General features: G+C 33.4%; 8 protein-coding genes. All 8 read left to right on the forward strand.

The window, feature by feature from the left end; all coding sequences use genetic code 11:
• The first annotated feature begins 23 nt into the window (after nt 1–23).
• On the forward strand, nt 24–1,313 hold the full coding sequence (gene purD / locus H3S74_RS05865) for a phosphoribosylamine--glycine ligase (RefSeq protein ID WP_198247461.1): 1,290 nt from the start codon (nt 24–26) through the stop codon (nt 1,311–1,313).
• Between the two features lie 1,040 nt (nt 1,314–2,353).
• Nucleotides 2,354–17,236 (forward strand): non-ribosomal peptide synthetase, encoded by a 14,883-nt coding sequence (locus tag H3S74_RS05870; protein WP_198247462.1) that lies wholly within the window; start codon nt 2,354–2,356, stop codon nt 17,234–17,236.
• A gap of 63 nt (nt 17,237–17,299) precedes the next feature.
• Nucleotides 17,300–17,965, forward strand: coding sequence for a 4'-phosphopantetheinyl transferase superfamily protein (locus H3S74_RS05875; protein WP_198247463.1), 666 nt, complete (start codon nt 17,300–17,302; stop codon nt 17,963–17,965).
• A 185-nt stretch (nt 17,966–18,150) separates the two neighbouring features.
• A complete protein-coding gene (aspT, locus tag H3S74_RS05880; RefSeq protein ID WP_110447329.1) occupies nt 18,151–19,851 on the forward strand; it encodes an aspartate-alanine antiporter in 1,701 nt (566 codons plus the stop codon).
• Between the two features lie 29 nt (nt 19,852–19,880).
• The gene (locus tag H3S74_RS05885) at nt 19,881–21,482 is read left to right on the forward strand and encodes a bifunctional aspartate transaminase/aspartate 4-decarboxylase (protein ID WP_086363303.1); all 1,602 of its coding nucleotides are present in this window, start codon (nt 19,881–19,883) and stop codon (nt 21,480–21,482) included.
• A gap of 600 nt (nt 21,483–22,082) precedes the next feature.
• Nucleotides 22,083–23,297 carry an MFS transporter gene (locus H3S74_RS05890; RefSeq protein ID WP_086359347.1) on the forward strand — a complete coding sequence of 405 codons (1,215 nt, stop codon included), beginning with the start codon at nt 22,083–22,085 and terminating at the stop codon, nt 23,295–23,297.
• Nucleotides 23,298–23,356: 59 nt separating this feature from the next.
• Nucleotides 23,357–24,121, forward strand: a complete 765-nt coding sequence (locus H3S74_RS05895) for an ABC transporter ATP-binding protein (RefSeq protein ID WP_198247464.1) — start codon at nt 23,357–23,359, stop codon at nt 24,119–24,121.
• A complete protein-coding gene (locus H3S74_RS05900) occupies nt 24,118–25,026 on the forward strand; it encodes an iron-siderophore ABC transporter substrate-binding protein (RefSeq protein WP_198200588.1) in 909 nt (302 codons plus the stop codon). Before H3S74_RS05895 ends, H3S74_RS05900 begins: the two co-directional genes overlap by 4 nt.
• Nucleotides 25,027–25,028: the final 2 nt, after the last annotated feature.

A 25,028-nucleotide genomic window follows, 5' to 3' on the forward strand; every position in this document is an offset into this window, starting at 1 on the left:
TAAAAGTATTGAAAGGACCTTGTATGAAAGTTTTAGTTATCGGTAATGGTGGACGTGAACATGCCTTAGCATGGAAAGTAGCACAATCACCATTAGTGACCAAAGTATTTGTTGCGCCGGGTAATGCAGGTACCGCACTTGAAACAAATTTAGAAAACATCAATATAAAAGCAACCGACATTGCCGGACTATTAAATTTTGCACAGGAGCAACAAATAGACTTAACCATAGTCGGACCAGAAGCGCCATTAGTTATCGGCATTGTTGACAGTTTTCAAAAAGCTGGATTGAAAATTTTTGGCCCATCTAAAGCGGCTGCACAGTTAGAGGGATCAAAAGCTTTTACTAAAGACTTCTTAGCTCGTCACAATATCCCAACGGCTGAATACCAGAATTTTACCGAAATTGAGCCTGCTATTGCATATATTCGCCAAAAAGGTGCGCCAATTGTGATAAAAGCCGATGGTTTAGCTGCTGGTAAAGGTGTGATTGTCGCTATGACGCTAAAAGAAGCCGAAGATGCTGTACATGATATGTTAGCGGGTAATGCCTTTGGTGATGCAGGTCATCGAGTTGTCATTGAAGAGTTTCTTGATGGTGAGGAAGCCAGTTTTATTGTTATGGTCGATGGTGAACATGTTGAACCAATGGCAACTAGCCAAGACCATAAACGAGTGGGCGATGGTGATACAGGTCTTAATACTGGTGGAATGGGAGCTTATTCACCAGCGCCAGTGGTAACTGATGATGTATTTACTAAAGTGATGGAACAAGTCATCTATCCAACAGTTAATGGCATGGCACAGGAAGGTAATGTGTATGTTGGCTTTCTTTATGCCGGTTTAATGATTGATAAACAAGGTAATCCAAAAGTTATTGAATTTAACTGTCGATTTGGTGATCCTGAAACTCAACCAATAATGATGCGAATGCAATCTGATTTGGTTGAACTCTGTTTAGCTGCTGTAGAGGGTAAATTAAACACAGTTAAATCACAATGGGATCCAAGACCTGCTTTAGGGGTAGTTCTTGCTGCAGGTGGATATCCTGGTGATTACAATACTAAAGATGTCATTTTAGGCTTACCTGCTGAAATAGATCAAGATTGCAAAGTCTTTCATGCTGGAACCAGCTTAGAAAATGGACAAGTATATACTAATGGTGGGCGAGTTCTTTGTGTTACTGCTCTAGGTAACACGGTATCTGATGCTCAACAATATGCCTATGAACAACTTAAAAATATCTATTGGCATGGTTGTTACTATCGTCATGATATTGGTTATCGAGCTATTGAACGAGAAAAAAATAGTTAGAAGACTAATCAATAAAAATAGCGCTGTATAGCGCTATTTTTTATCTGTGAATAAGTTAAAAAAATTGAGGAGAGGGGTTTTTTAACCCCCAAATCTCATTATCACTTTTCCAAACATTATTTGGGCCTTTTTATATTTAATTTATTATTGATATTAAATTTTATTATTTACTGTTTTTGACAATATGATGTGGTTTACTGTGAATTAGAACATGATAGATAATAACAAAATGGTAAGATAAATGGGATGTAACAAAATAAAAGGGAAATAATGAAATTGTTTTTTGAAATAGTTTTACAAAATATGAAATAAAAAATTGAATTGTTGAACGCTTCGTAATGACCATGTTTAATGTTGTATTATAATCTTTATTATTGATATAAGCCGCTCGCAAGAAAGGTTGTATTCTCATTCTCCAGTCTAATCATTACTATTATTGGCTTTTTAGTAGGTCATAAAACTAAAAGTTAAGCTCATTTAATTAATTTGTCCCTAATATAGCTTATAAATAATATTATTGCTTATATTGAAGCGAAAAACATAATTAACCCTCACCATGATACTCAATGTTCGTAAAAAAGCTTTTTTTGGCGTTTTCTAACTGATGAATAAAGCCGTTATCACTTTCATTAGTTGATTAAAAATACAGCAAACTCACTGTTTTCCATCTAATAAAAACTTTAGCATAAAAATGTAAAGTTTTGTTAATATTTTTAATATTCTATTAAATATTTGTTTTTTTGTGAAATATTTCTTTTTGCCAAAGAAAATCCATTTTAATAACTCGCTAAAAAATTGACTTTTATAAAATTGATGTAAAAAACATAATTAAAATCATGATATTAACACGGTTTAATTGAAACCGTTTACACAAACAGATAATATATATAGTATATAAATTAAAAAATATTTCTAATTTATCAACGTTAGTTATTAGGTTTTCATAAAGGAATCGAAAACTTGTGTAGTAGCCCAAAAAAGGAGTAGTACGAAATGATTGTAATTTTATAAAACAAATACTATTTTTATAGGCAAGAAAGATGAAGAAAATAAGACTTACTCCCTATCAATCAATTTTTTATTATGAATGGTTAGCAAACCCATCAAGAAGTGATTACAACATTGTATGTGATAATATAATCTCTGGAGAACTCAATCGAAAAAAACTTTTTGAAAGTTTTAAGAATGTTGTTAATGAGCATTTTGTTTTCAGGAGTTTCATTGTAAATCAGGGAGATGGTATTTTCTGGCAAAAAAGAGAATCAATCACAGAAGATAAATTAAAAACATTATTAGTTTATCATGATCACTGCTTAACTAACGAAGATATCAGTAAAATAGTTTCAGAACCCTTTGATTTAGAAAAGGATATTCCTGCAAGACTTCATATTATTCGAGTTGACCATCAACAATATCGAATTATTTTAGTATTTCATCATATTTTAGTTGATGGAGTAAGTACACAAGAGTTTTGGGATAAACTAAGTCAATATTATAACGATATACCTTATGAGCTACCGTCATATGAAGCACAAGCTCAACTGCATGAAAAACTTAATGATTCTTATTATGAAATTCTAACAACGCAAAAACAGCAGATGGAAGATTTTTGGAAAGAAGAGTTACAAGATGTAAAAAATATCGACTTTACTTTCTTAAAGTTAGCAACCGAAAAACCAAAGCAATTAAATCAATTTAAACCTCATATTAGTGAATTTACTTTTAGCTATGATGAAAACATTTATAATCAAGTTAAAGCAATACGACGTAAATATAAGATAACACCTTACTTATTCGGTCAATTAGTAGCGGCGTTGTTATTAAACAAAATGACGTCTCAAAGCGCAATTCCTCTTGTTTATCCAATTGCTTTTAATGAAGGTAAAGAATTAATCTACGGCGCTCATATTAATACATTACCAGTTGTTTACCATTTTGAAGAAAATTCAACTTTAGAATCTGTTATACAAAATATTTTGCTTCATTATAAAAAGGTTAAACAAACTGGCGCTAGATACTTACCAGTTTACGATATTATGCAATTTGCTGAGAATGCTAATATTCTAGATGTGGCGTTTGTGCAAACCTTTGTTCGAGATCATAAAATGAATCTGAATGGGATGATTGATGAAGCTGTTAATCATGAATTTCAAATAGATTTATCTAATAAATTGGTGTTTGAGCAAGAAGAACATAACAACCAAATTAACTATCGCGTTAAATTTAGTGAACAGCAATTTGATAAACAACTGGTTGAACAACTTGTGATGTTCTATCAGAGATTGTTTATAAAATTACTTAACTATTTAAGTAATGATCAAGCCGATATTTTAGTAAATGATATTGAGGTACTGGATGAAGATGAATTAAAAGTTTTAATTCATGATATAAATCAAACTCAACAACCTTATAAAAGAGATAAAATAATTGCTCAATTATTTGAAGAGCAATGTCAAAAAACACCAAACAATACCGCTGTGTTATTTGAACAAATTGAGATGTCCTACTCTGAATTAAACAACAAAGCCAATCAATTTGCTCACTACCTTCAAGATCACTTTTCTATCAAACCAAATGATTTAGTGGGCCTTTATTTAGATCGTACTGAACAAATTATTGTTGCTATTATAGCAGTACTGAAATCTGGAGCCGCCTATGTTCCGATCGATCCAACTGCACCTCCTGAACGTAATAAATATATTTTAGAGGATGCCAATATTCGTGCAGTTATTACACAATCTCATTATGTTGATAAACTGAATGAGTTAATGCCAACTGTTGCAAGTGTTCCGGTTGATGATCCATCTTTTATTGCAACCTTACAAAATTATTCAACAGATAATACTGTTATCGAAACTAAACCTAATGATTTAGCTTATGTTATTTATACTAGCGGAACAACGGGAAATCCGAAAGGAACATTAATTGAGCAACACTGTGTTAATCGTTTAGTCGTTGATGCTAATTACGTCGAAGTTGATGAGTCAGATCGCATATTATGTATTGCAGGATATCATTTTGATGCATCAATTTATGAAATATTCATGGCTTTACTCAATGGTGCTGGAGTAGTTATTACCGCTAAAGAAAATCTCTTAGATTTAGATAAATTTAATCAGTTAATTGAGCAATATGATATTACCAATATCCTAGCTATATCAACATTTTTCAACACGTTAGTTGATGCTCAGTTACCTAATATAGCAAAATTACGCTATATTCTAGCAGCAGGAGAAGCTTTATCAGCGGTTCACGTAAATAAATGCCTTAAGTTATACCCAAATGTTAACTTATTGAATGCTTATGGCCCAACAGAAACGACTTGTCTTGCTACAACTTATCTAACTAATCAATGTCAAACATCATTCGTTAACAATGTTCCTATTGGTGTAGCCTTACCAAATACCTCTTTATATGTTTTAAATCCACAACGTCGCCCATTACCTGTTGGCTGTATTGGTGAGCTTTATATTGGCGGTGCAGGAGTCGGTCGTGGTTATCTGAACAATGTTGAGATGACTAATAAAGTATTCATTAAAAATCCATTTCAAACTGAAGATGAACGAAAACAAAACTATAATGATCGTATTTATAAAACAGGTGATTTAGTCCGTTTGTTGCCTGATGGTAATATTGAATATATCGGTCGTAATGACTTCCAAGTAAAAATACGTGGTTTCCGTATAGAGCTTGGTGAGATCGAAACGCATTTAATGATGCATCCACAGATCAAACAAGCCACAGTATTAGCACTAAATAATCAAGGTGGTTATAAATATTTAGCAGCATATTATGTCGCTGATAATGAACTTGATACAGAAGAATTAGTAGCGTATTTAAACAATGTGTTACCTGAATATATGGTTCCTTCAGCATTTGTTCATTTACTCGCTATGCCTATGACGATTAATGGTAAAACTGATCAAAGAGCATTACCAAAACCAACCTTAATGACCCAAACTAGCTATCTTGCACCTAGCTCAATCACTGAGCATTCAATTGTAGAGGCAATCGCCAGTTTATTAGGATTTGAAGAGAGTGCTATCAGTATCACAGATGACTTCTTCCGTTTAGGTGGTAATAGTATTTTAGCTATCAAATTATCAAGTAAGTTGACTCGAGAATTTGATCGTTCTATTCGAGTGGCTGATATTTTTACTTTACGTACCACACAAAAAATAGCTCAATTCATTGATAAGAACCAAGAAAAAAGACAGATAATTAATGTCATACCTGTTGAACATATTGAGCAACAATTATTATCTTTTGCGCAAGAACGTCTATGGTTTATCGATTCTTATGAAGGTGGTAGTAATGCTTACAATGTTCCATTGGCATTTAAACTAACAAGCACGACAGATATTAATCTACTTGAAAAAGCAATATACGCAATTATCGAACGACACGAAGTTTTACGTTCTTTAATTAAAACGAATGCACAAGGTATTGGCTATCAGCAAGTTATTGATTTACAAAAATTCCCATGGAAGATTAATAAACAAAACTGTTCAAACAAAGCAGAACTTGAAGCGACAATTTATGAGGATCTGCATAGAATATTTAATTTATCCGAAGAATTACCGATTTATGTTTGCTGCTATCAATTTGCTGGTGAAAGTTATTTAAGCATTGTCATTCATCATATTGCATTTGATGGTTGGTCAACAGATGTCTTTTTAGACGAGTTAGTTAATCTTTATCATTATGTTACGGCTTTATCTCAAGGAGATAACCAATACGCTGAAACATTACGCTTACCGGCAGTCGAAGTTCAATATAAAGATTTCGCTTTATGGCAACGTGATCTTTTAAAAGGTGATTTTTTAAATAATCAATTAAATTTCTGGAAAAGACAGTTAGAAGATTTTGAACAACTTAATCTGCCTACTGATTACCCTCGTCCACGTGAGATTGATTACACTGGTCATGATATTCCTTTTGAACTTAATGAACAAATAAGTCAACAAATCCGTTCATTAGCTAATGAACTTAATGTGAGTGTCTATTCGGTATTGTTGAGTGGTTTCTATCTATTATTAGGTACTTTTAGCAATCAGAAAGATGTAGTTGTTGGTTCTCCAATTGCGGGTAGAAATTATTCAGGTATTGAAAATACTATAGGCTTTTTTGTTAATACTATCGCACTACGTAAATGTATTGATCCGAAAGACAGTTTAAAATCATTCATTTTACAAACCAGTGAGTTAGTCACCCAAGCTCAACAATATCAAGATTTGCCATTTGAACGATTAGTTGATGCATTAGCTATTGAAAAAGATTCTTCACGGCATCCAATATTCCAAGTAATGTTTGGTGTACAATCATTTGGGTCAGCGATACATAATGGTAAAATTGAAGAGCTATTAAGTTTATATCAAAGTGAAATTGTTAATTATCAATCTGCTAAGTTTGATATGACGGTAATGCTTGATGACTCTAAATCAGCTATTACTGGTCTATTTAATTATGCTTGCAAACTCTATCGCCAAGAAACAATTGAGCACTACATCACTATTTATCAAACTATTTTAGAACAGTTTGCTCAACTGTGTCAGTTAGAACAACCGTTAACTGAAATGCGGTTAGTTGATGCGGCTACTTTCGATAGATTGGTCTTTGATAAAAATAAACCGTTTCAACCTTATGCAAGGGACAAGTCTATTGCAGAATTGTTTGAAGAAAAAGCTCAGCAAATACCTGATAATATTGCAGTCATTTTCCAAAACAATGAACTGACTTATCAACAAATTAATGAGCAATCCAATCAGCTAGCGCGTTACCTTAAAGAGCATTTTGATATAAAACCTAACGATTTGATTGGTCTTTATCTCGATCGTTCACAATATATCTTGATCTGCTTCTTAGCTATTTTGAAGGCTGGTGGCGCCTATGTTCCATTGGATCCTAATGCGCCAGATACACGTAACGAATTCATAATGCAAGATGCGCAAGTTAAAACAGTTCTTACAACCGAAAATCATTGTAATAAATTAACTGGTTTAGCCCCTAATTTATCCATAGTAGCTGTTGATCAAGCTGATTTTGTTGACAATCTACAACATTATGCGAAAGATAATCTTTTGATTAAAGTGAAACCGCATGATTTAGCTTATGTTATCTATACGAGTGGAACAACGGGAAATCCAAAAGGAACACTCATAGAGCATAGAAATCTTAATAACTATATTGTTAATGCTAATTATGTCAAAATCAATTCTGATGATCGTTTACTAAGTATCTCAGGTTATCAATTTGACGGTTCTGTTTATGATTTTTACACACCTATACTTAATGGTGTACCGTTAGTTATTATTGAGAAAGAGACATTTTTAGATTTAGAACAGTTTAATGAGTTAATTGCTGATAAAAAAATTACTAATTTCTTCTGTACAACCACCTTTTTCAATGCGTTAATCGATAATGAAGTTGCTAATTTAAAATTATTAAATTACATACTTGTCGGTGGTGAAGCTTTATCGGCACATCATATTAATAAATGCCATCAACTTTATCCGCATGTCAAAGTGGTTAATGGTTATGGTCCAACCGAAACCACTGTATTTGCTGTTACTTATTTAACTAATTTAGCTCAAGAACCATTTATTTACAGTGTTCCAATCGGTAAAGCGTTGACAAATACTTCATTGTATATTTTAGATGAACAACTTCGTCCTGTACCTGAAGGGGCAATTGGTGAACTTTATATTGGAGGGGAAGGTGTTGGTCGTGGTTATTTACATAAACCAGAACTGACAGATAAAGTATTTATTCAAAACCCATTCCAGACTGTTGTTGAAAAGGCGCAAAATTATAATGCGCGAATCTATAAAACAGGTGATTTAGTTCGTTATTTAGCTGACGGTAATGTTGATTATATTGGTCGTAATGATTTCCAAGTTAAAATTCGTGGATTCAGAATTGAACTTGCAGAAATTGAAGCTTGTTTAATTAGTCATCCTGATATTCAACAAGCTGCTGTACTAGCTTTGAAAAATAGTGCTGGAGCTAAATATATTGCAGCTTATTATGTGGCTAAACAACCATTGACTCAAGATCAACTAATTGATTATTTACAGAAGTCTCTTCCTGAATATATGATCCCAGCTGCGTTTGTTTATCTTGATGCTATGCCAATGAATATGAATGGTAAATTGGATCGTAAAGCGTTACCAACACCACAGCTTCTTGATGAGCAAAACTACGTTGGTCCAACAAATGAAACTGAAGCTATTTTTTGTCAAACCTTTGCCAATATACTTGGTTTACAAGCCAATGAAATCAGTATTCATGATGACTTCTTTAAACTCGGTGCGGACAGTATTAGCAGTATCCAGCTTACCAACCGAATTAAACAGGCTCTTAATTATTATCTATCCATTAAAGATATTTTTAATTTAAGAACGGTAGAAGCTTTAAGTAACCATGTGATTAATAATCGCCATGAATCAAAAGCCAATGTGGAAACCGAACAAGGAATTTTAACTGGAACTCTTGAACTTTCACCTATTCAACAGTGGTTCTTTAAAGAAGTTGAAGTTGGCCGATTCCAAGACTATCACCATTGGAATCAAGCCTTTTTGCTTAAAGTTCCAATGCTAAACGTTGATTTACTCAAACTAAGTGTCCAAAAATTGCTTGAATATCATGATATGTTACGGGTTAATTATCATGATTCAGCCGCAACATATCAATCATTGCCTGATCTGTTGCCATTTTCTACTCAAAATATATCTGGTTGGTCACAAGATAAGATTCAACAATTATTGACTGATTGGCAAAGCCATTTTACCTTTAATCAAGGGGCGTTATGTCATTTTGGTTATTTAACTGGTTTTGATGATAATTCTGCTCGTATTCATGTCGCTGCACATCATTTAAATATTGATGTAGTAAGTTGGCGTATCATTAAAGATGACCTAGAAGCTATTTATCAATATTTAAGCCAACAATCATCCGTTGATGCCAATATCAATGTTAAAGATATTCTTGGTGAAAAAGGTAGTAGTTATCGTCAATGGGTCAATAAACAACAGCAGTATTCAACGCTAATTGCCAATGAGCAAGAATCTGCTTATTGGCAAACTATATTGGCTGATATTAATCAGTATCATAATCACCTTGATCAACATCGTGTTGATACGCTATATCAAGCTAAAATGCAGCTATCTAAGACGCAAACATCTCGTTTACTTAGCCAAGTTAATAAGGTATATGGCACAGAAATTAACGATATTTTATTAACAGCGCTCGCGCAAGCGTTAAAATTGGTATTCAGTGGTAATGATCACTATATTTTATTAGAAGGTCATGGACGAGAAGATCTCTACAGTGAAATTGATATTAATAACACGGTTGGTTGGTTTACCAGTATGTATCCAGTTAAACTAATGGTAAATAACCAGAATGTTATTAATAATGTTGCCATGATTAAAGATACCTTAAGACAAATACCTAACCATGGTGTAGGTTACGGTTATTTGGTGGGGTATATTAAACAAGCTTTACCAGCGATTAGTTTTAACTATTTAGGCCAATTTGATAGTACTGAAAAAGCTAATAAATGGCGATTTAGCGATGAAGATAGTGGTTTAGAAATGTCTCCAAATAATCGCATGACTGACTTTTTATCCGTTAATGGCGGTATTTTGGATGATCAATTACAATTTGCTATTACAGGATACGTCAATAATGTACATGGTGAAGCTTTAGTTACGGCATTTACTCAGCAGCTTAATGAGCTCATTGATCAACTAGTACTGATTGAACGAAGCTATTTGACACAATCTGATATTAATAACGTGATCTCTCCAACACTGCTTAATTCATTACAAAGCGATAAAGAAATAGAGGCAATTTATCCTGCAAATAGTTTACAGCAAGGGTTTATCTATCATGCTGTTTCGCAGGGAGATTCGGATAATGCTTATCGAATTCAGATGATTTGGGATTATCACAATTCACTGGATATCAATTTGCTTAAACAAGCATGGCATCTTACACAGCAAAAATTCCCATCATTACGATTACGATTCTCATGGGTGGAAGAGCTGGTACAGATTATTGATAAACAATCTGATTTTGCTTGGCAATTTGTTGATCTTAGCAATCAAACTCAAGAGCAACAACAAGTCAGTATCAATCAATTGATTAAACAAGATGAACAAATCGGTTATGATTTAATGAAAGGCCAACTATTTAGAGTGACTTTAGTTAAATGTTCTGATGAGTATTATCGATGTTTATTTAATAATCATCATGCTATTTTAGACGGTTGGAGTTTACCTATCTTACTTAATGATGTACATCAAAATTATCTATCTTTATTACATCAAAAAGAGGTTATTATCCAAGAAGATAGTAGCTATTTAGCTGCACAATCTTACTTACAAAGTAAAACCAATGAGACGGCATCATTCTGGAAACAATACCTTAATGTTGAACTTGAACCTGAAAATCTAGAGAGCTTACTTAAAGCGGATTTAGGGCATATTAATTTATCTGACCATAAATATGTTGAAGATCCACAAGAAATTTCGATAGAGATTGGTTCCCAACAATGTGAAGAATTAAAATCTTTATGTAAAAACAATGAGTTTACATTAAATGCTTTGGTTCAATATTGCTGGCATCAACAATTAAGCATTTTTGGTAATAGCAACACTACCGTTGTTGGTATGACATTATCAGGTCGTAATTTACCGATTGACGGTATAGAAAACTCTATCGGACTTTATATTAATACATTACCTGTAATTTTAGAGCATACTGATGGTAGCGTCATTGAAACTATCAAAATGTTACAATCACATATTAATAATGTTAATAATAACAGTAATATCAATCTGATTGAATTACAAAAATCTGGTACACGTTTATTTAACTCATTATTCGTATTTGAAAATTATCCATTATCAGAAAGCGAACAAGATGAATTAAAAATTGTGTTTCAAGGTGGTCATGAAAAACTTGATTATCCTCTCGGAATTGTGGTCTTCGAGAGTGCAGGTAAGTTATCGATTAAAATCAAATATGCTGGAGAACTCTTTAATGACACAGCTATAAAACGTGTATTGAAAGGAATAGAATTAACCTTAACACATTTAGCTAAAAATCCAGCTATAGAGGCATCTAAGCTTAACTTATTAACTGAGCAAGAGTATGACCAATTAATCGTTAACCAACAAAAAAATATCGTTCCATTTGAAAATCATAAACTGGCGAGCCGATTGTTTGAAGAGCAAGTTCAGAAAACACCTGACTCTATTGCAGTTGTTTATGAAGGGATAACATTAACCTATCAAAGTTTGAATGAACAAGCGAATCAACTGGCAAATTATTTACGATCTCAATTATCAATTCAACCTGATGATTTAATTGCGTTATATTTAGATAAATCGCAATATATGATAGTAAGTATTTTAGCTGTGCTGAAAGCAGGCGCTGCTTATGTGCCGATTAGTCCAAGTACGCCAGCAGAACGAGTAGAGTTAATTCTTAATGATACTAAAGCGAAAGGAGTGTTAACTCACGCTCATTATGCTAAAGAATTAATTCAATTAAAAACGGAACTGCAACCAGAAGTTATTGCTGTTGATGATCCATCAATGAATAACAAATTTTCACAGTATGATAAGCACAATCTGGTTACATCAACACAAGCCCATCATTTGGCCTATGTGATTTATACGAGTGGTACCACTGGACTACCAAAAGGGGTAATGATCGAACACCATGGAATAGCTAATTTAGCAACAGTTCAGCAAGACATTTTAGATCTACAACCATGTCATCATGAACAAGAACAAAAAAATGTTCTGTGGTATTCAAATTATATTTTTGATGCGCATGCTTTCGAAATATATAACGCCTTACTTAATGGTCATCAGTTGCACATTCTGTCAGAGGATAAACGTTTAGACTTTATAGCATTATCAAAATATACCCAAGATCAACATATTGATTTTGCCTTTATCCCACCAGCTTTACTTGATCAAGATGAACTACTTTCTGTTCCTGTATTGACAGTGGGTGGTGAAGCTGTTAATGCTAAATTAGTTAATCTTTACTGCCAGCAGGGTATCAAGTTAATTAATGTTTATGGGCCAAGTGAAACGACTGTTTGGGCTATGGCTCATCGTTATAATAAAGATGACTTAAATACAGATTTGGGAACAGCCATTAAAAACGTAACTTTATATGTTCTTGATGAATATTTACGTCCTGTGCCTCCTGGTGTTATTGGTGAATTATATATTGGTGGTGCTGGTGTTGGTCGTGGTTATCTAAATAACCCTGAATTAACAAATCAGACATTTATTGCAAATCCATTCCAAACCAGTGAGGAAAAAGCGCAAAATTATAATGCTCGAATCTATAAAACGGGCGATCTGGTTCGTTATTTACCAAACGGTCATATTGAATATATTGGTCGTAATGATTTTCAGGTTAAAATTCGTGGTTTCAGAATTGAATTAGGTGAGATTGAAACGCGATTAATCAGTCATCCTCAAATTAAGCAGGTACTTGTTGTGGCACTGACTAATAACCAAGGTAATAAATATCTTGCTGCTTATTATGTATCTGATACAGCAATAGATCAGACTGAATTAACCAGCTATTTAGAAAAAACATTACCTGAATATATGGTTCCTGCAGCCTTTGTACACCTAACGGTTATGCCTGTTAATGTGAATGGTAAAATTGATCGTAAAGCATTGCCAAAACCTAACTTTGTTATGCAAGAAAGTTATGTTGCTCCTAGTACAGTAACTGAACAACAGTTAGTTGCTGATATAGCTGAATTATTAGATATGGATATTGACTCAATTAGTGTAGTCGATGACTTCTTCAGATTAGGTGGTAACAGTATTTTAGCTATTAAGTTGTCAAGTAGAATAGCCAAGACTTTTGAACGCGATGTGCGTGTAGGTGATATTTTTACATATCGTACCATTCAGGAAATTGCGAAATTTATTGACAGTAATCATCAAAAACGTCAATCAATTACCATACAGAAGGTGGCTAATGAACAAGAACAGAGATTATCCTTTGCGCAGGAACGCTTATGGTTCATCGATTGTTATGAAGGTGGTAGCAACGCATACAATATACCACTAGTATTTAAACTTCTGCCAGAGACTAATATCTCGTTTGTTGAGCAAGCTTTACACGAAATTGTTCAGCGCCATGAAGTATTGCGTTCATTAATTAAAAATACAGCAGATGGTGTTGCCTACCAACAAGTGATAAGTTTGCAACAGCAACCGTTGGTAATCGAAAATCATTATTGTGATAGCCAAGCTGAATTAGATAAAGCGATTCATAATCATATATACAAAGTAATAATGTTATCTCATGAGTTACCGATTTCGATTTGTCGCTATCAATTAGCTCAAGAGTATTATATGAGTATTGTGATCCACCATATTGCATTTGATGGTTGGTCAATTGATCTGTTCATTAATGAGTTCAGACAGTTATATCAATACTATGAGGTTTTATCTTTAGGTGATAGTAATCAAACGGTAACACTTAACTTACCACCTGTCGACGTGCAATATAAAGACTTTGCTTTATGGCAGCGGCAGTATTTGCAAGGTGATATTTTGAATCAGCAATTGCAGTTCTGGCGAGATCAACTAGCTGATTTTGAACCGCTTAATTTGCCGACAGACTACGTTCGTCCACAACAAATTGATTATACAGGTCAAAATGTTATGTTTGAGCTTGATAATGATGTCAGCCAACAAATACGTTCATTGGCAAAAGAACTCAATGTTAGTGTTTATTCTGTACTACTCAGTGGTTTCTATTTACTACTTAGTTCATTTAGTAATCAAAAAGATATTGTCATTGGTTCACCAATTGCAGGAAGAAATTATCAGGGTACAGAAAATACCATTGGCTTCTTTGTTAATACATTAGCATTAAGAAAATGTATTGAACCAAGCGACAGTCTAAAAATGTTCATTTTGCAGACTAGTGAATTAATTACACAAGCTCAACAATATCAAGATCTACCATTTGAGCGCTTAGTGGATGCGTTATCTATTGAAAAAGATACTTCGCGACATCCTATTTTCCAAGTAATGTTTGGCGTACAGTCATTTGGTGAAGATGGGAAAGAGGATAATTTATTGCAACGTTATAATAATGACAATGCAAGTTATCAAGCTGCTAAGTTTGATATGACCGTGATGCTTGATGATTCTAAACCTGCGATAACAGGATTATTCAATTATGCGACTAAACTTTATAAGCCGCAGACTATTGAACACTATATCACTATTTATGAATCTATCTTGCAGCAATTTACAAAGATGTATCAACAGCAACAAGTTCTGTCAGATTTACGTTTAATTGATAACTCAACTTATCAAAAAGTGATCTTTGATTGGAATAAGACGCGTTGCGATTATCCGACAGATGTGACAATGCATCAATTGTTTGAAAGACAAGTATTAAAAACACCAAATAATCTAGCTTTAGTTTATGAAAATGATCGCTTGACCTATCAAGAACTTAATGAACAAGCTAATCAGCTAGCACATTATTTGCGTGAAAACTTTGATATTCAGCCTGATGATTTGGTGGCAATCTGTCTTGAACGTTGTAAATACATGTTAGTAAGTATCTTAGCTATCTTGAAGGCAGGAGGAGCTTATGTACCAATGGATCCTAATATGCCAGAAGATCGTCTCAGTTATATGATCGAAGATACAAAAGCTAAGGTTGTATTAACTACTAACTTAAGTTATGAAAAAATCAATTCGTTAGTTGCTAAGGATCAAGTTGCATTGAACTTGCAATCCTCACAAACTATAGATTGCTTAAGTAAATATCCAACAACTAACCCAACACCATTAGCTCAGCCTAAAAACTTAGCTTATGTGATTTATACCAGTGGTACGACCGGTATGCCAAAAGGTGTAATGTTAGAACATCAAGGCGCGGTTAACCGTATTATTTGGATGAATAACGAATATCCGATTACTGAAAAGGATCATATTTTACAAAAAACGAATTATACCTTTGATGTCTCGGTGTGGGAGTTATTTTGGGCGAATTGGTATGGTGCTTGTATTGTCTTTGCTCATTCAGAACTTTATAAAGATAATGTCTATCTTGCAGAGTTGATTGAAGCTGAACAAATCACCGTATTACATTTTGTACCATCTATGTTAGTTGCATTTGTGGAAACATTAGAAGCACAACCTAATTTGGTTCCAAAAGTTCAGGGATTAAAATATCTGTTCTGTAGTGGTGAAGCACTTAACCTTTATGAAGTGAAAAAATGTCAAGTGTTGATGCCAAACTGTGAGATACACAATCTTTATGGACCAACAGAAGCAACCATTGATGTACTTTATTATGATTGTAATAATCCGAATATTTCACAAGTATTAATTGGTAAACCTGTTGCTAATACTTCAGCTTATGTTCTTAATGAATTATTACAACCAGTACCTATTGGCGGAATAGGTGAGTTGTATGTAGGTGGTGATAATGTTGCTAGAGGTTATCTAAATAATATTCCATTATCGAATGAACGTTTTATTGCTAATCCGTTCCAAACAGAAGCAGAAAAAGCGCAAGATTACAATGGTCGAATTTATAAAACTGGCGATCTTGTTCGTTCTTTAGTTGATGGTAATATTGAGTATTTAGGTCGTAATGACTTCCAAGTTAAAATTCGTGGATTCAGAATTGAACTTGGTGAAATTGAAGCTCGATTAACGCAATATGATGGAATCAAACATAGTATCGTTATCGCTTATGAACAGGCTTCGGGCAGCAAATATTTGGTTGCTTATTATCTTGCTAATGAGGAGATTGATAGCCAATTATTACAAGCTCATTTAAGTGAAACTTTACCAGGATATATGATTCCGTCAGCATTTATATATTTAACTGAATTACCAATTACCTCAAATGGTAAGTTAAATCGTCGAGCGCTACCAAAACCAGAGCTTACCGATAAGGTTGAGTATGTCGCGCCAGAAAATGATGCTGAAAGAACATTATGTGAAGTCGTTGCTAATATCCTTAAAATTCCTGCTGAAGAAATTAGTATGCAAGATAGTTTCTTCCGATTAGGTGGTAATAGTATCTTAGCTATGATGCTTAATAACCGAATTAATGATGCGTTTAAAGTTAAAATGCGTTTAGTTGATATTTTAAGCGTAAATACAATTCGGGAGTTAGCGAAAAAAATCTCAACGACTCAACAGCAGTTTAATCCTATTGTGGAATTAAGAACAAATCATGAAAAACCACAAATTTTCATGATCCACCCAGGATTAAGCGGTTGTGATGTTTATCAATCATTAGCGAATAAGTTATCCTCAAAATACAGCTGTTTTGGTGTAGATTCTTACAATTTATATCATGACAAACCTATCGAGGATCTCAATGTATTAGCGCAATATTATCTGGATCATATCAGTAAAGTTGCAACAAAAGATCTGCCAATAAAATTATTTGGTTGGTCTTTAGGTGGCAACATTGCGTTACAAATCGCAGTACTACTTGAACAGCAAGGAATCGAAAATATTGAAGTGTATCTATTGGATTCTTGGCTATTAAAAGAGCGGGATTTAGATCAATATAAGCATCCAGTTAACATTACTCGTGCTATGGATCGATTAAATATACCTGCACATGTACGCGGTGAAATTGAGAATTTTGCAAAAATTGATAACAAGCTCGTTGTACAGCCATTATCTGCTCAATTGAAACAGACTCAAGTAGTGTTGTTTAAAGCTACACAGATTGAACAAGGTGGAGATATAGCTGAAAAATATGTATTAAATAATATTGATACTTATTTAGAAGATAATTCTCAATTAAAATTGGTTAAGTTAGATTGTGGTCACTACACAATTTTATCTCATGAACAAGAGATCTTAGCTCAGATTTTATAACCTTAATGTTAATTATCCCCTTAAAAAATCTTATTTTAAGGGGATGCTTTTTAGGTAAAGATAATGAACTTTATTTATTTAGCGAATATCAATAATCTGTCGTGGTCTGTTTTAAAAGATCAAAAAAAAATACTTAGCCACTCTGCACAGTTAGATATCGAGAAATTTAGATTTGATCGAGATAAATGTCGCAATTTAGTTGGCAAACTGCTGTTGCTTTATTCTTTGCAGCGTCATGAACAATTTGAACAATCCTGTTTACCCGTCATTGATTACGGTCCTTATCGAAAACCATTTATTCATTCAATGCAAGGACATTTCAATATTTCACATGCTCATAATTGGGTTGCTTGTGTATATAGTACTAATGGCGAAGTTGGCATTGATATTGAATATATTACGCCAATTAACATTATTGATTATCAGAATGTTATGACTGAAAATGAGTATCAAATTGCACTTAATAATCCACATTTTGATTTCTTTCAATTATGGACATTAAAAGAAGCAATTATGAAAGCTCAAGGGCAGGGGTTTTATCTTTCACCATCTTCGTTTGAGTTACCATTCCCTTTTTGTAATGATGAGATCGTTGAAATTAACCACACACGCTGGTTCGTTTATAGTCAAAGCTTTGCCAATGAATATCGGTTGTCTTTGGCTTCTTTATATCCAATAGTTGGCAATATACAAGTTATTCCTTTGCAACTTGATCAATTTTGGCAGTAATCAATTATCACGCCTTACTTCATTACTGACAATAATATTAATCGTTAAAATTAACTATCTATTCTTGGTATTGAAGTTTAAAATATATCCATATTCATAAATTAGTATGAATATTATTCAAGTTCCAATCTTTTCTTTTCTATCTTTTTCTATTTCATAAATCTTAGCACTTGAGGACAATTATTATGTTTCAATGGCTTTCAAATTGGATTTTAGATGGACTTAAGCATTCACCCGAAATACTTTTATTTCTTTCTTTAAGTTTAGGGTATTTGATTGGTGGAATTCGAATCGGTAAATTTCAATTAGGTGGCGTTGCTGGTTCATTATTGGTGGCAGTGGCATTAAGTGTATTTGGTGTTACTGTCGATGCTGGCGTTAAAGCTGTGCTTTTCGCCCTATTTATTTATGCTGTCGGGTTCGAAAGTGGACCACAATTTTTCCGTTCATTAGGAGTTAAAACTCTGCGTGAAATCTTTTTAGCGTTATTTATTGCTGTTGCTGGTTTTGTAACGGTAGTAGTTTTAGCCAAATTATTCAATTTAGATAAAGGCCTTGCTGCTGGTTTAGCTGCAGGAGGATTAACACAATCAGCTATTATGGGTACAGCATCTGACGCGTTGACTCAGCTAGGTTTAAGTCCAGAAGAGTTAAGCAGATTACAAGGTAATGTGACCATTGGTTATGCTGTGACTTATATCTTCGGTTCACTTGGCGCTATTATTGTCTGTGTAAATATTTTGCCGAAAATTATGGGGCGTGAAATTAATGATGATGCAATTCAGGCCGAAGCAGAACAATTACATGGTTCGCTTTTATTAGGTAATGGCCAGAATTTTGCTTTGTCTGATGTAACTGGTCGCTTATACCGAATTACTAATAAGGTTAATCAAACCGTTGAAAGTTTAGAAAAGGTTATTAATGGTATTAGTATTGAACGAATCAAACGTGGCAATCGTATTATTGAAGCTGCACCTGAAACCTTATTAAAAGCCAAAGATATTATTTTAGTTGTTGGTCATCGGGATGCCATGATTGCTGCAGCTGATTTATTGGGTGAAGAAGTGAATTCAGCACAAGGTATGGATGTGGTGATGAATACTCAAGATGTTGAAATGCGTAATACTCGATATGTCGGTCAAAATTTAACGCAAGTGCTTTCATCTGACGAAGTGATGAAGTTAAAGCATGGTATTTATTTAATTGCTGTTCATCGTGATGGACAACCATTGCCATTAAATAATGATATGGTATTTAAGTTAGGTGATGTCATTACTATTTATGGTACTGATGGTGACTTAAGACGTGTAGTAGATAGAATTGGTGCGCCGATTACCAAAAGTGAAAAAACTGATTGGATATTCCATGGTTTAGGTCTTGTTGTTGGACTTATAATTGGTCTTATTGTGATTAGAGTCAGTGATATTCCAATCACTTTAGGTGCAGGTGGTGGTGCATTATTATCAGGATTATTGTTTGGTTGGTATCGCTCCTTACATCAAACTGTTGGAAATATTCCAACCGGAGCGGTGCAACTACTTAAAGATTTTGGCCTAGCTGGCTTTGTTGCAGTGGTTGGTCTAAGTTCAGGTTTACAAGCCATTAATACGATTAAAGATCAAGGTCTTTCATTATTCTTAATTGGTGTTGTAGTGACTTTATTGCCGATGTTACTTGGCATTTATTTTGGCAAGTATGTTCTAGGTTATAAAAATTCAGCGGTATTTGCTGGCGCTTTAGCTGGCTCTCGTAGTGCGAATCCTGCTTTTGGTGAAGTACTTAATAAAGCTGGTAACTCAACGCCTACCAATTCTTTTGCTATTACCTATGCTTTAGCTAATGTTTTCCTAACATTATTGGGACCATTAGTTGTTGCTTTTGTTTAATTGACATCTCAAATTAAGGATACATGGTTATGAAAAGTAATAATGAATATGCAAAATATGCGAATTTAAGTCCTTTTGAATTGAAAGATAACTTAATTAAACTAGCACAAAGCCATACTGACCGTGTGATGTTAAATGCAGGGCGTGGTAATCCTAATTTTTTGGCAACATGGCCACGACAAGCATTTTTTCAACTTGGTGTTTTTGCCCTACAAGAATCCGAAATGTCATTTTCATATATGAATGAAGGTGTTGGTGGTATGCCAATTAAGGCTGGTTTAACTGGTCGTTTTGAACATTTTGTTCGTCAAAATTATCAAACACCTGGCGTGTCATTTTTAGGTAAAGCATTTTCTTATATTCGCGATCAGCTCGGCCTAGATGAAAATGCATTTTTACAAGAGATGGTGGAAGGTATTTTAGGTTGTAATTATCCTGTACCAGATAGAATGTTACGCTTTAGCGAAGAGGTAGTTAAAGCATATGTGCTTACACAAATGGGAGCACAATATCTTGGTCGTGATGATCTTGATCTGTTTGCCGTTGAAGGTGGTACTGCAGCAATGGCTTATATTTTCAATTCTATGAAAGAAAATAACTTAATCGAAAAAGGCGACAAAATTGCGATTGGCGCACCTATTTTTACACCATATTTAGAAATTCCAGAGCTTAATGATTATCAATTAGTAGAGGTATTAGTTAATTCTGATCCTGATGCGAATTGGCAATATCCAGAAGCTGAATTACGTAAATTAGAAGATCCTACTATTAAAGCTTTTTACTTAGTTAATCCATCTAATCCCCCATCAGTAAAAATTGATGATAAAAGCTTGCAGATCATTGCTGATATTGTGAAAAAACGTCCTGATTTAATTATTTTAACTGATGATGTTTATGGCACATTTGCCGATAATTTCCAATCTTTGTTTGCTATTTGTCCAAAAAATACGATTTTAGTTTATTCATTTTCTAAATACTTTGGTGCAACTGGTTGGCGTTTAGGTGTTATTGCTACAGCACGTGATAATATATTCGATAAAAAAATTAAGGCATTGCCTAGCAAAACGAGACAAATTTTAGATAAACGCTATAGTTCTATTGTAACTGATCCTGAAAATTTAAAATTTATTGATCGTTTAGTGGCCGATAGTCGTGCAGTTGCACTAAATCATACCGCTGGGCTTTCAACTCCACAACAAGTACAAATGGTGTTATTTGCATTGTGTGAAATGATGGATACCGATCAAAGTTATAAAGCAGCATTAAAATCATTGATCCGTCGTCGAGCGGCTTCGTTATATCAACATTTAGGACTTACGCATCATACTGATGAAAATAGTGTTGATTACTATACCTTAATTGATCTAGAACATATTTGTCGTGAGCTTTATGATGACAAATTTGCTAAATGGATCTTAAAAAATAAAAATCCATCTGAAATGTTATTTAGAATTGCCGATGAAGCTGGCGTTGTTTTATTGCCAGGTAAAGGATTTGCTGTACAGCATCCTTCGGCTCGAGCTTCATTAGCCAACTTAAATGAATATCAATATGCAGCGATTGGTTTATCAATGCGAAAACTTGCTCAAGAGTATTATGCTGAGTATCAAAGTAAAGCTAAGAAAAAATAGTTAATCATTTAGATTAATTCATCTGTCTACATATCAAACCCTAGTTTAACTAGGGTTTTTTATTTTATATATCATTTAACTTGATTATAAATTTTAGTTATTCCTTCTGAATAAAATCAAGTTAATTTAATAATATTGATTTTTTTTAAACAGTAATTTGACAGCTTATTTTCCAATCTATATGATCGCAAATGAAAATCATTATCAACTGTTCGATTCGGATGAAAAAAATAACTGCAAAATTTAGTTTATTTAGCTTGTGCCTTATAAGCTGTTATAGCTCTATTGTTCTAGCTGAAAATAAAATTAAAGATATCAAGGAAGATAATGAAAAAGATAAATTGGAGACAATTACTGTTACTGGTGAAGGGGTACAACGTAGTGAATTGACATAGTAAGCCTTATGTCCTCATCTTCTCGATATAGCACTTATCAGCAACCACGACAAGTAGGTATTTCTGCACAAATAAACTATTGATAAATCAGTTAAATATTATATGTACGAAAGGTCTAAATTTGTTTTATTTTTTACTACTAAAGAATGGTATTAATGAAAATATTATGACCACAAAATAGGTACTGCAAAAGGAAAATTAGTAAATGAATGACAAAGCAACAATTAAATTACCTAAAAATGTATGGTTATTATTTGTAAGTCTTTATATTACAGAATATGTTGGTATTGGCTTTTTGACTATCGCCTTAGCTTTAATCCTAAGAAAAGATGGCATGGAGTTAGACCAATTAAGTCTTATTCCTTTAATGATGTTACCAATTGGTTTAAAAATTTTATGGGCACCTGTTATTGATAAATATTTAAAAAGACGAATATCTCATTATCGCAATTGGTTATTTATCTCTTTAACGCTAATGTTAGTATGCTTAATCTTTATAGCTTTGTTAGATCCTATAAAACAGTTTTATATCATTTTACCCATCATTTTTATTTTTTCGACCATGACTGCAACTCAAGAATTAGCCATATCAGGATTAGCCTGTAATATTTTTTTAGTTCAGCAACGTTATCTAATTTCAAGTATCAAAACCAGTGGTTCTATGATAGGTAATATTTTAGGTGGCGGAGTAATTTTACTACTTTATGCCTATATTGGTTGGATGGGTTGTTTATTATTAATTGCTATTTTAATTGGATTTACATTAATTCAACTTTTCTTTTTTGAAGAGTACCGTTACTGTCAAAATAAACCAATATATGAAAATATGGATCCTAAATATTGGAAAGATCTGATTATCATCTGGAAAGGTAGAATTAATTGGTTAATTATTTTGATACTTATGCCGTTTAGTTTCTTACCGGCTTATAATCTATTATCACCAATACTTGTCGATGATGGTTGGGCATTATCAGATATTGCTATTTTATTAAAAGTATTTGGATCCATTGTTAGCTTAGTGGCTGTTATATTAGTTGCAAAAATCCTCAAGCGATTATCTAGGAAACAAAGTTTAACATATTCATTACTTTTTCATGCTTTTGGTTTACTTGCATTCATCCCGATCTCGTTAGGTTATGTTAATATTTTTAATGTCTATTTAGCCTGTTTTCTTTACTTCTTTAGTTTACCTTTAATGTCTATTGCGATTACTGCCATCATAATGGACAACTCAGATAGTTCACAGGCACGTTCTACTGCTTGTAATGCTCAATCAGCGCCAAGTTTTATATGTGGATTTATCGTAATATCACTAAGTTATTATCTTGCACAAAAATTTGGTTATTTTCCAGTTGTAATCGGCTCAATAGTATTGGCATTTTTAAATGCATTTTATGCAAGTCGAACAATGGGAAAATAGTATCAGAATAGGTAGATAGGATAACTTTAAAGCGTAATTGGATGGATAATTAAATTAGTATGCTTATTGCTCAAGATATTGAATACCAAATTCAAGATACCCTTGTTGTTAATCATGTAACGACTCAATTTCAACCAGGGCTTGTCTATGGTATTGTTGGTCATAACGGTTCTGGCAAATCGACATTTATTAAATTATTAGCAAAGCAAATTGCCGCAACATCTGGTGTTATCACATTAGATGAAAAAGAACTGACTCACTATTCACATAAACAGCTCGCGAGAATACTGAGTTATTTACCACAATATTTGCCTACTAACATTAATCTGCCGGTTAAAGAACTGGTTAAATTAGGGCGATTTGCATGGCATGGTGTACTTGATCGCTATACGGAAAAAGATTATAAAATTGTTGATCAAGCATTAATACAAACAAATACTGCACATCTTAAAGAACGCTACTTAAGCTCACTGTCAGGAGGAGAACGTCAACGAGTTTGGTTATCCATGTGTTTAGCTCAGCAAAGTCAATATCTTTTACTTGATGAACCTCTTTCAGCGTTAGATATTAATTATCAAATTGAAGTAATGAAATTACTTCGACAGCTGGCCCAAAAGCATCGAATAACCACTATTATTGTTCTTCATGATATTAATTTGGCCAGTGAGTTTTGTGACCAGCTATTAGCTTTTAAACAAGGTCACTTAATTTTTGATTTACCGACAAAACAGATGATTACACCATCGATTTTACAGAAAATTTATGGTGTTCATTTTGAGATCATTGATCATCCTACTCGAAGTCATAAGGTTGCTTTAGCATGAAGTTCAAAATAACCCTAATTAGCCTTGTGATTGTAAGCTCTATTTTATGGATAACGCATTTACCTGATAGTAATCAGGATTATGCACAATTTGATAACCCAACTAGAATTATCACTACGGATTGGACTATTGCAGAAACATTATTAGCTTTACAAGCACCGTTAGTGGGAGTAGGTGATACAAAAGAGTATGCCACGTGGGTAAGTGAACCTGTCTTAAATGATAATATTGTTGATTTAGGGTTACGATCACAACCTAATTTAGAAGTGATTGCTAATTTAAAACCGACTCTATTGATAAATTCAACTTGGACACAAAATCTGATCCCTAAAAATATTATTCCCATAAATTTAGCTGCAATTGATTTTTACACAAATGAAGGTACAAGTTGGTCGCACATCGTGCAAACAACAGAAAAATTAGCGCAACTAGTCAACAAAACCACACAAGCTCAGATATTGATAAGCCAGACCGAAAAACAGTTTACCGATAATATCCAACGATTAAAGAAAATACCAAAACAGTCCTATGCAGTTGTGCAATTTATTGATTCTCATCAATTACGTATCTATGGAGCCAATAGTTTATACGGTGTGGTATTAACCAAATTGAATTTAGATAATGCATGGCAACATTCGACAAATGCATGGGGATTTAGTCAAATTAGTTTAATTGACTTAACGACATTACCTAAAAATACGAGTCTTATTATTGTTAAACCTTATCCAGCTAATGTTAATCAGCAATTAGAAAAGAATTCATTATGGCAAAAGTTGCCATTTAGTCAGCAGGGAAATTATTATATTTTACCCTCCGTGTGGGGATTTGGAGCGTTACCTTCAATGCAACGGTTTAGTTATTCATTAACTAACGCTTTAACTAAGCAAACAGTGAATACATGGTGATT

It is taken from the genome of Gilliamella sp. W8126 (genome assembly GCF_016102185.1).
Taxonomy (GTDB): Bacteria; Pseudomonadota; Gammaproteobacteria; order Enterobacterales; family Orbaceae; genus Gilliamella; species Gilliamella apis_A.

Coding starts and splice junctions, on each gene's coding strand:
- H3S74_RS05900 (WP_198200588.1), top strand. CDS start 24,118: ATGAAGTTCAAAATAACCCTAATTAGCCTTGTGATTGTAAGCTCTATT.
- H3S74_RS05885 (WP_086363303.1), top strand. CDS start 19,881: ATGAAAAGTAATAATGAATATGCAAAATATGCGAATTTAAGTCCTTTT.
- purD (WP_198247461.1), top strand. CDS start 24: ATGAAAGTTTTAGTTATCGGTAATGGTGGACGTGAACATGCCTTAGCA.
- aspT (WP_110447329.1), top strand. CDS start 18,151: ATGTTTCAATGGCTTTCAAATTGGATTTTAGATGGACTTAAGCATTCA.
- H3S74_RS05870 (WP_198247462.1), top strand. CDS start 2,354: ATGAAGAAAATAAGACTTACTCCCTATCAATCAATTTTTTATTATGAA.
- H3S74_RS05890 (WP_086359347.1), top strand. CDS start 22,083: ATGAATGACAAAGCAACAATTAAATTACCTAAAAATGTATGGTTATTA.
- H3S74_RS05875 (WP_198247463.1), top strand. CDS start 17,300: ATGAACTTTATTTATTTAGCGAATATCAATAATCTGTCGTGGTCTGTT.
- H3S74_RS05895 (WP_198247464.1), top strand. CDS start 23,357: ATGCTTATTGCTCAAGATATTGAATACCAAATTCAAGATACCCTTGTT.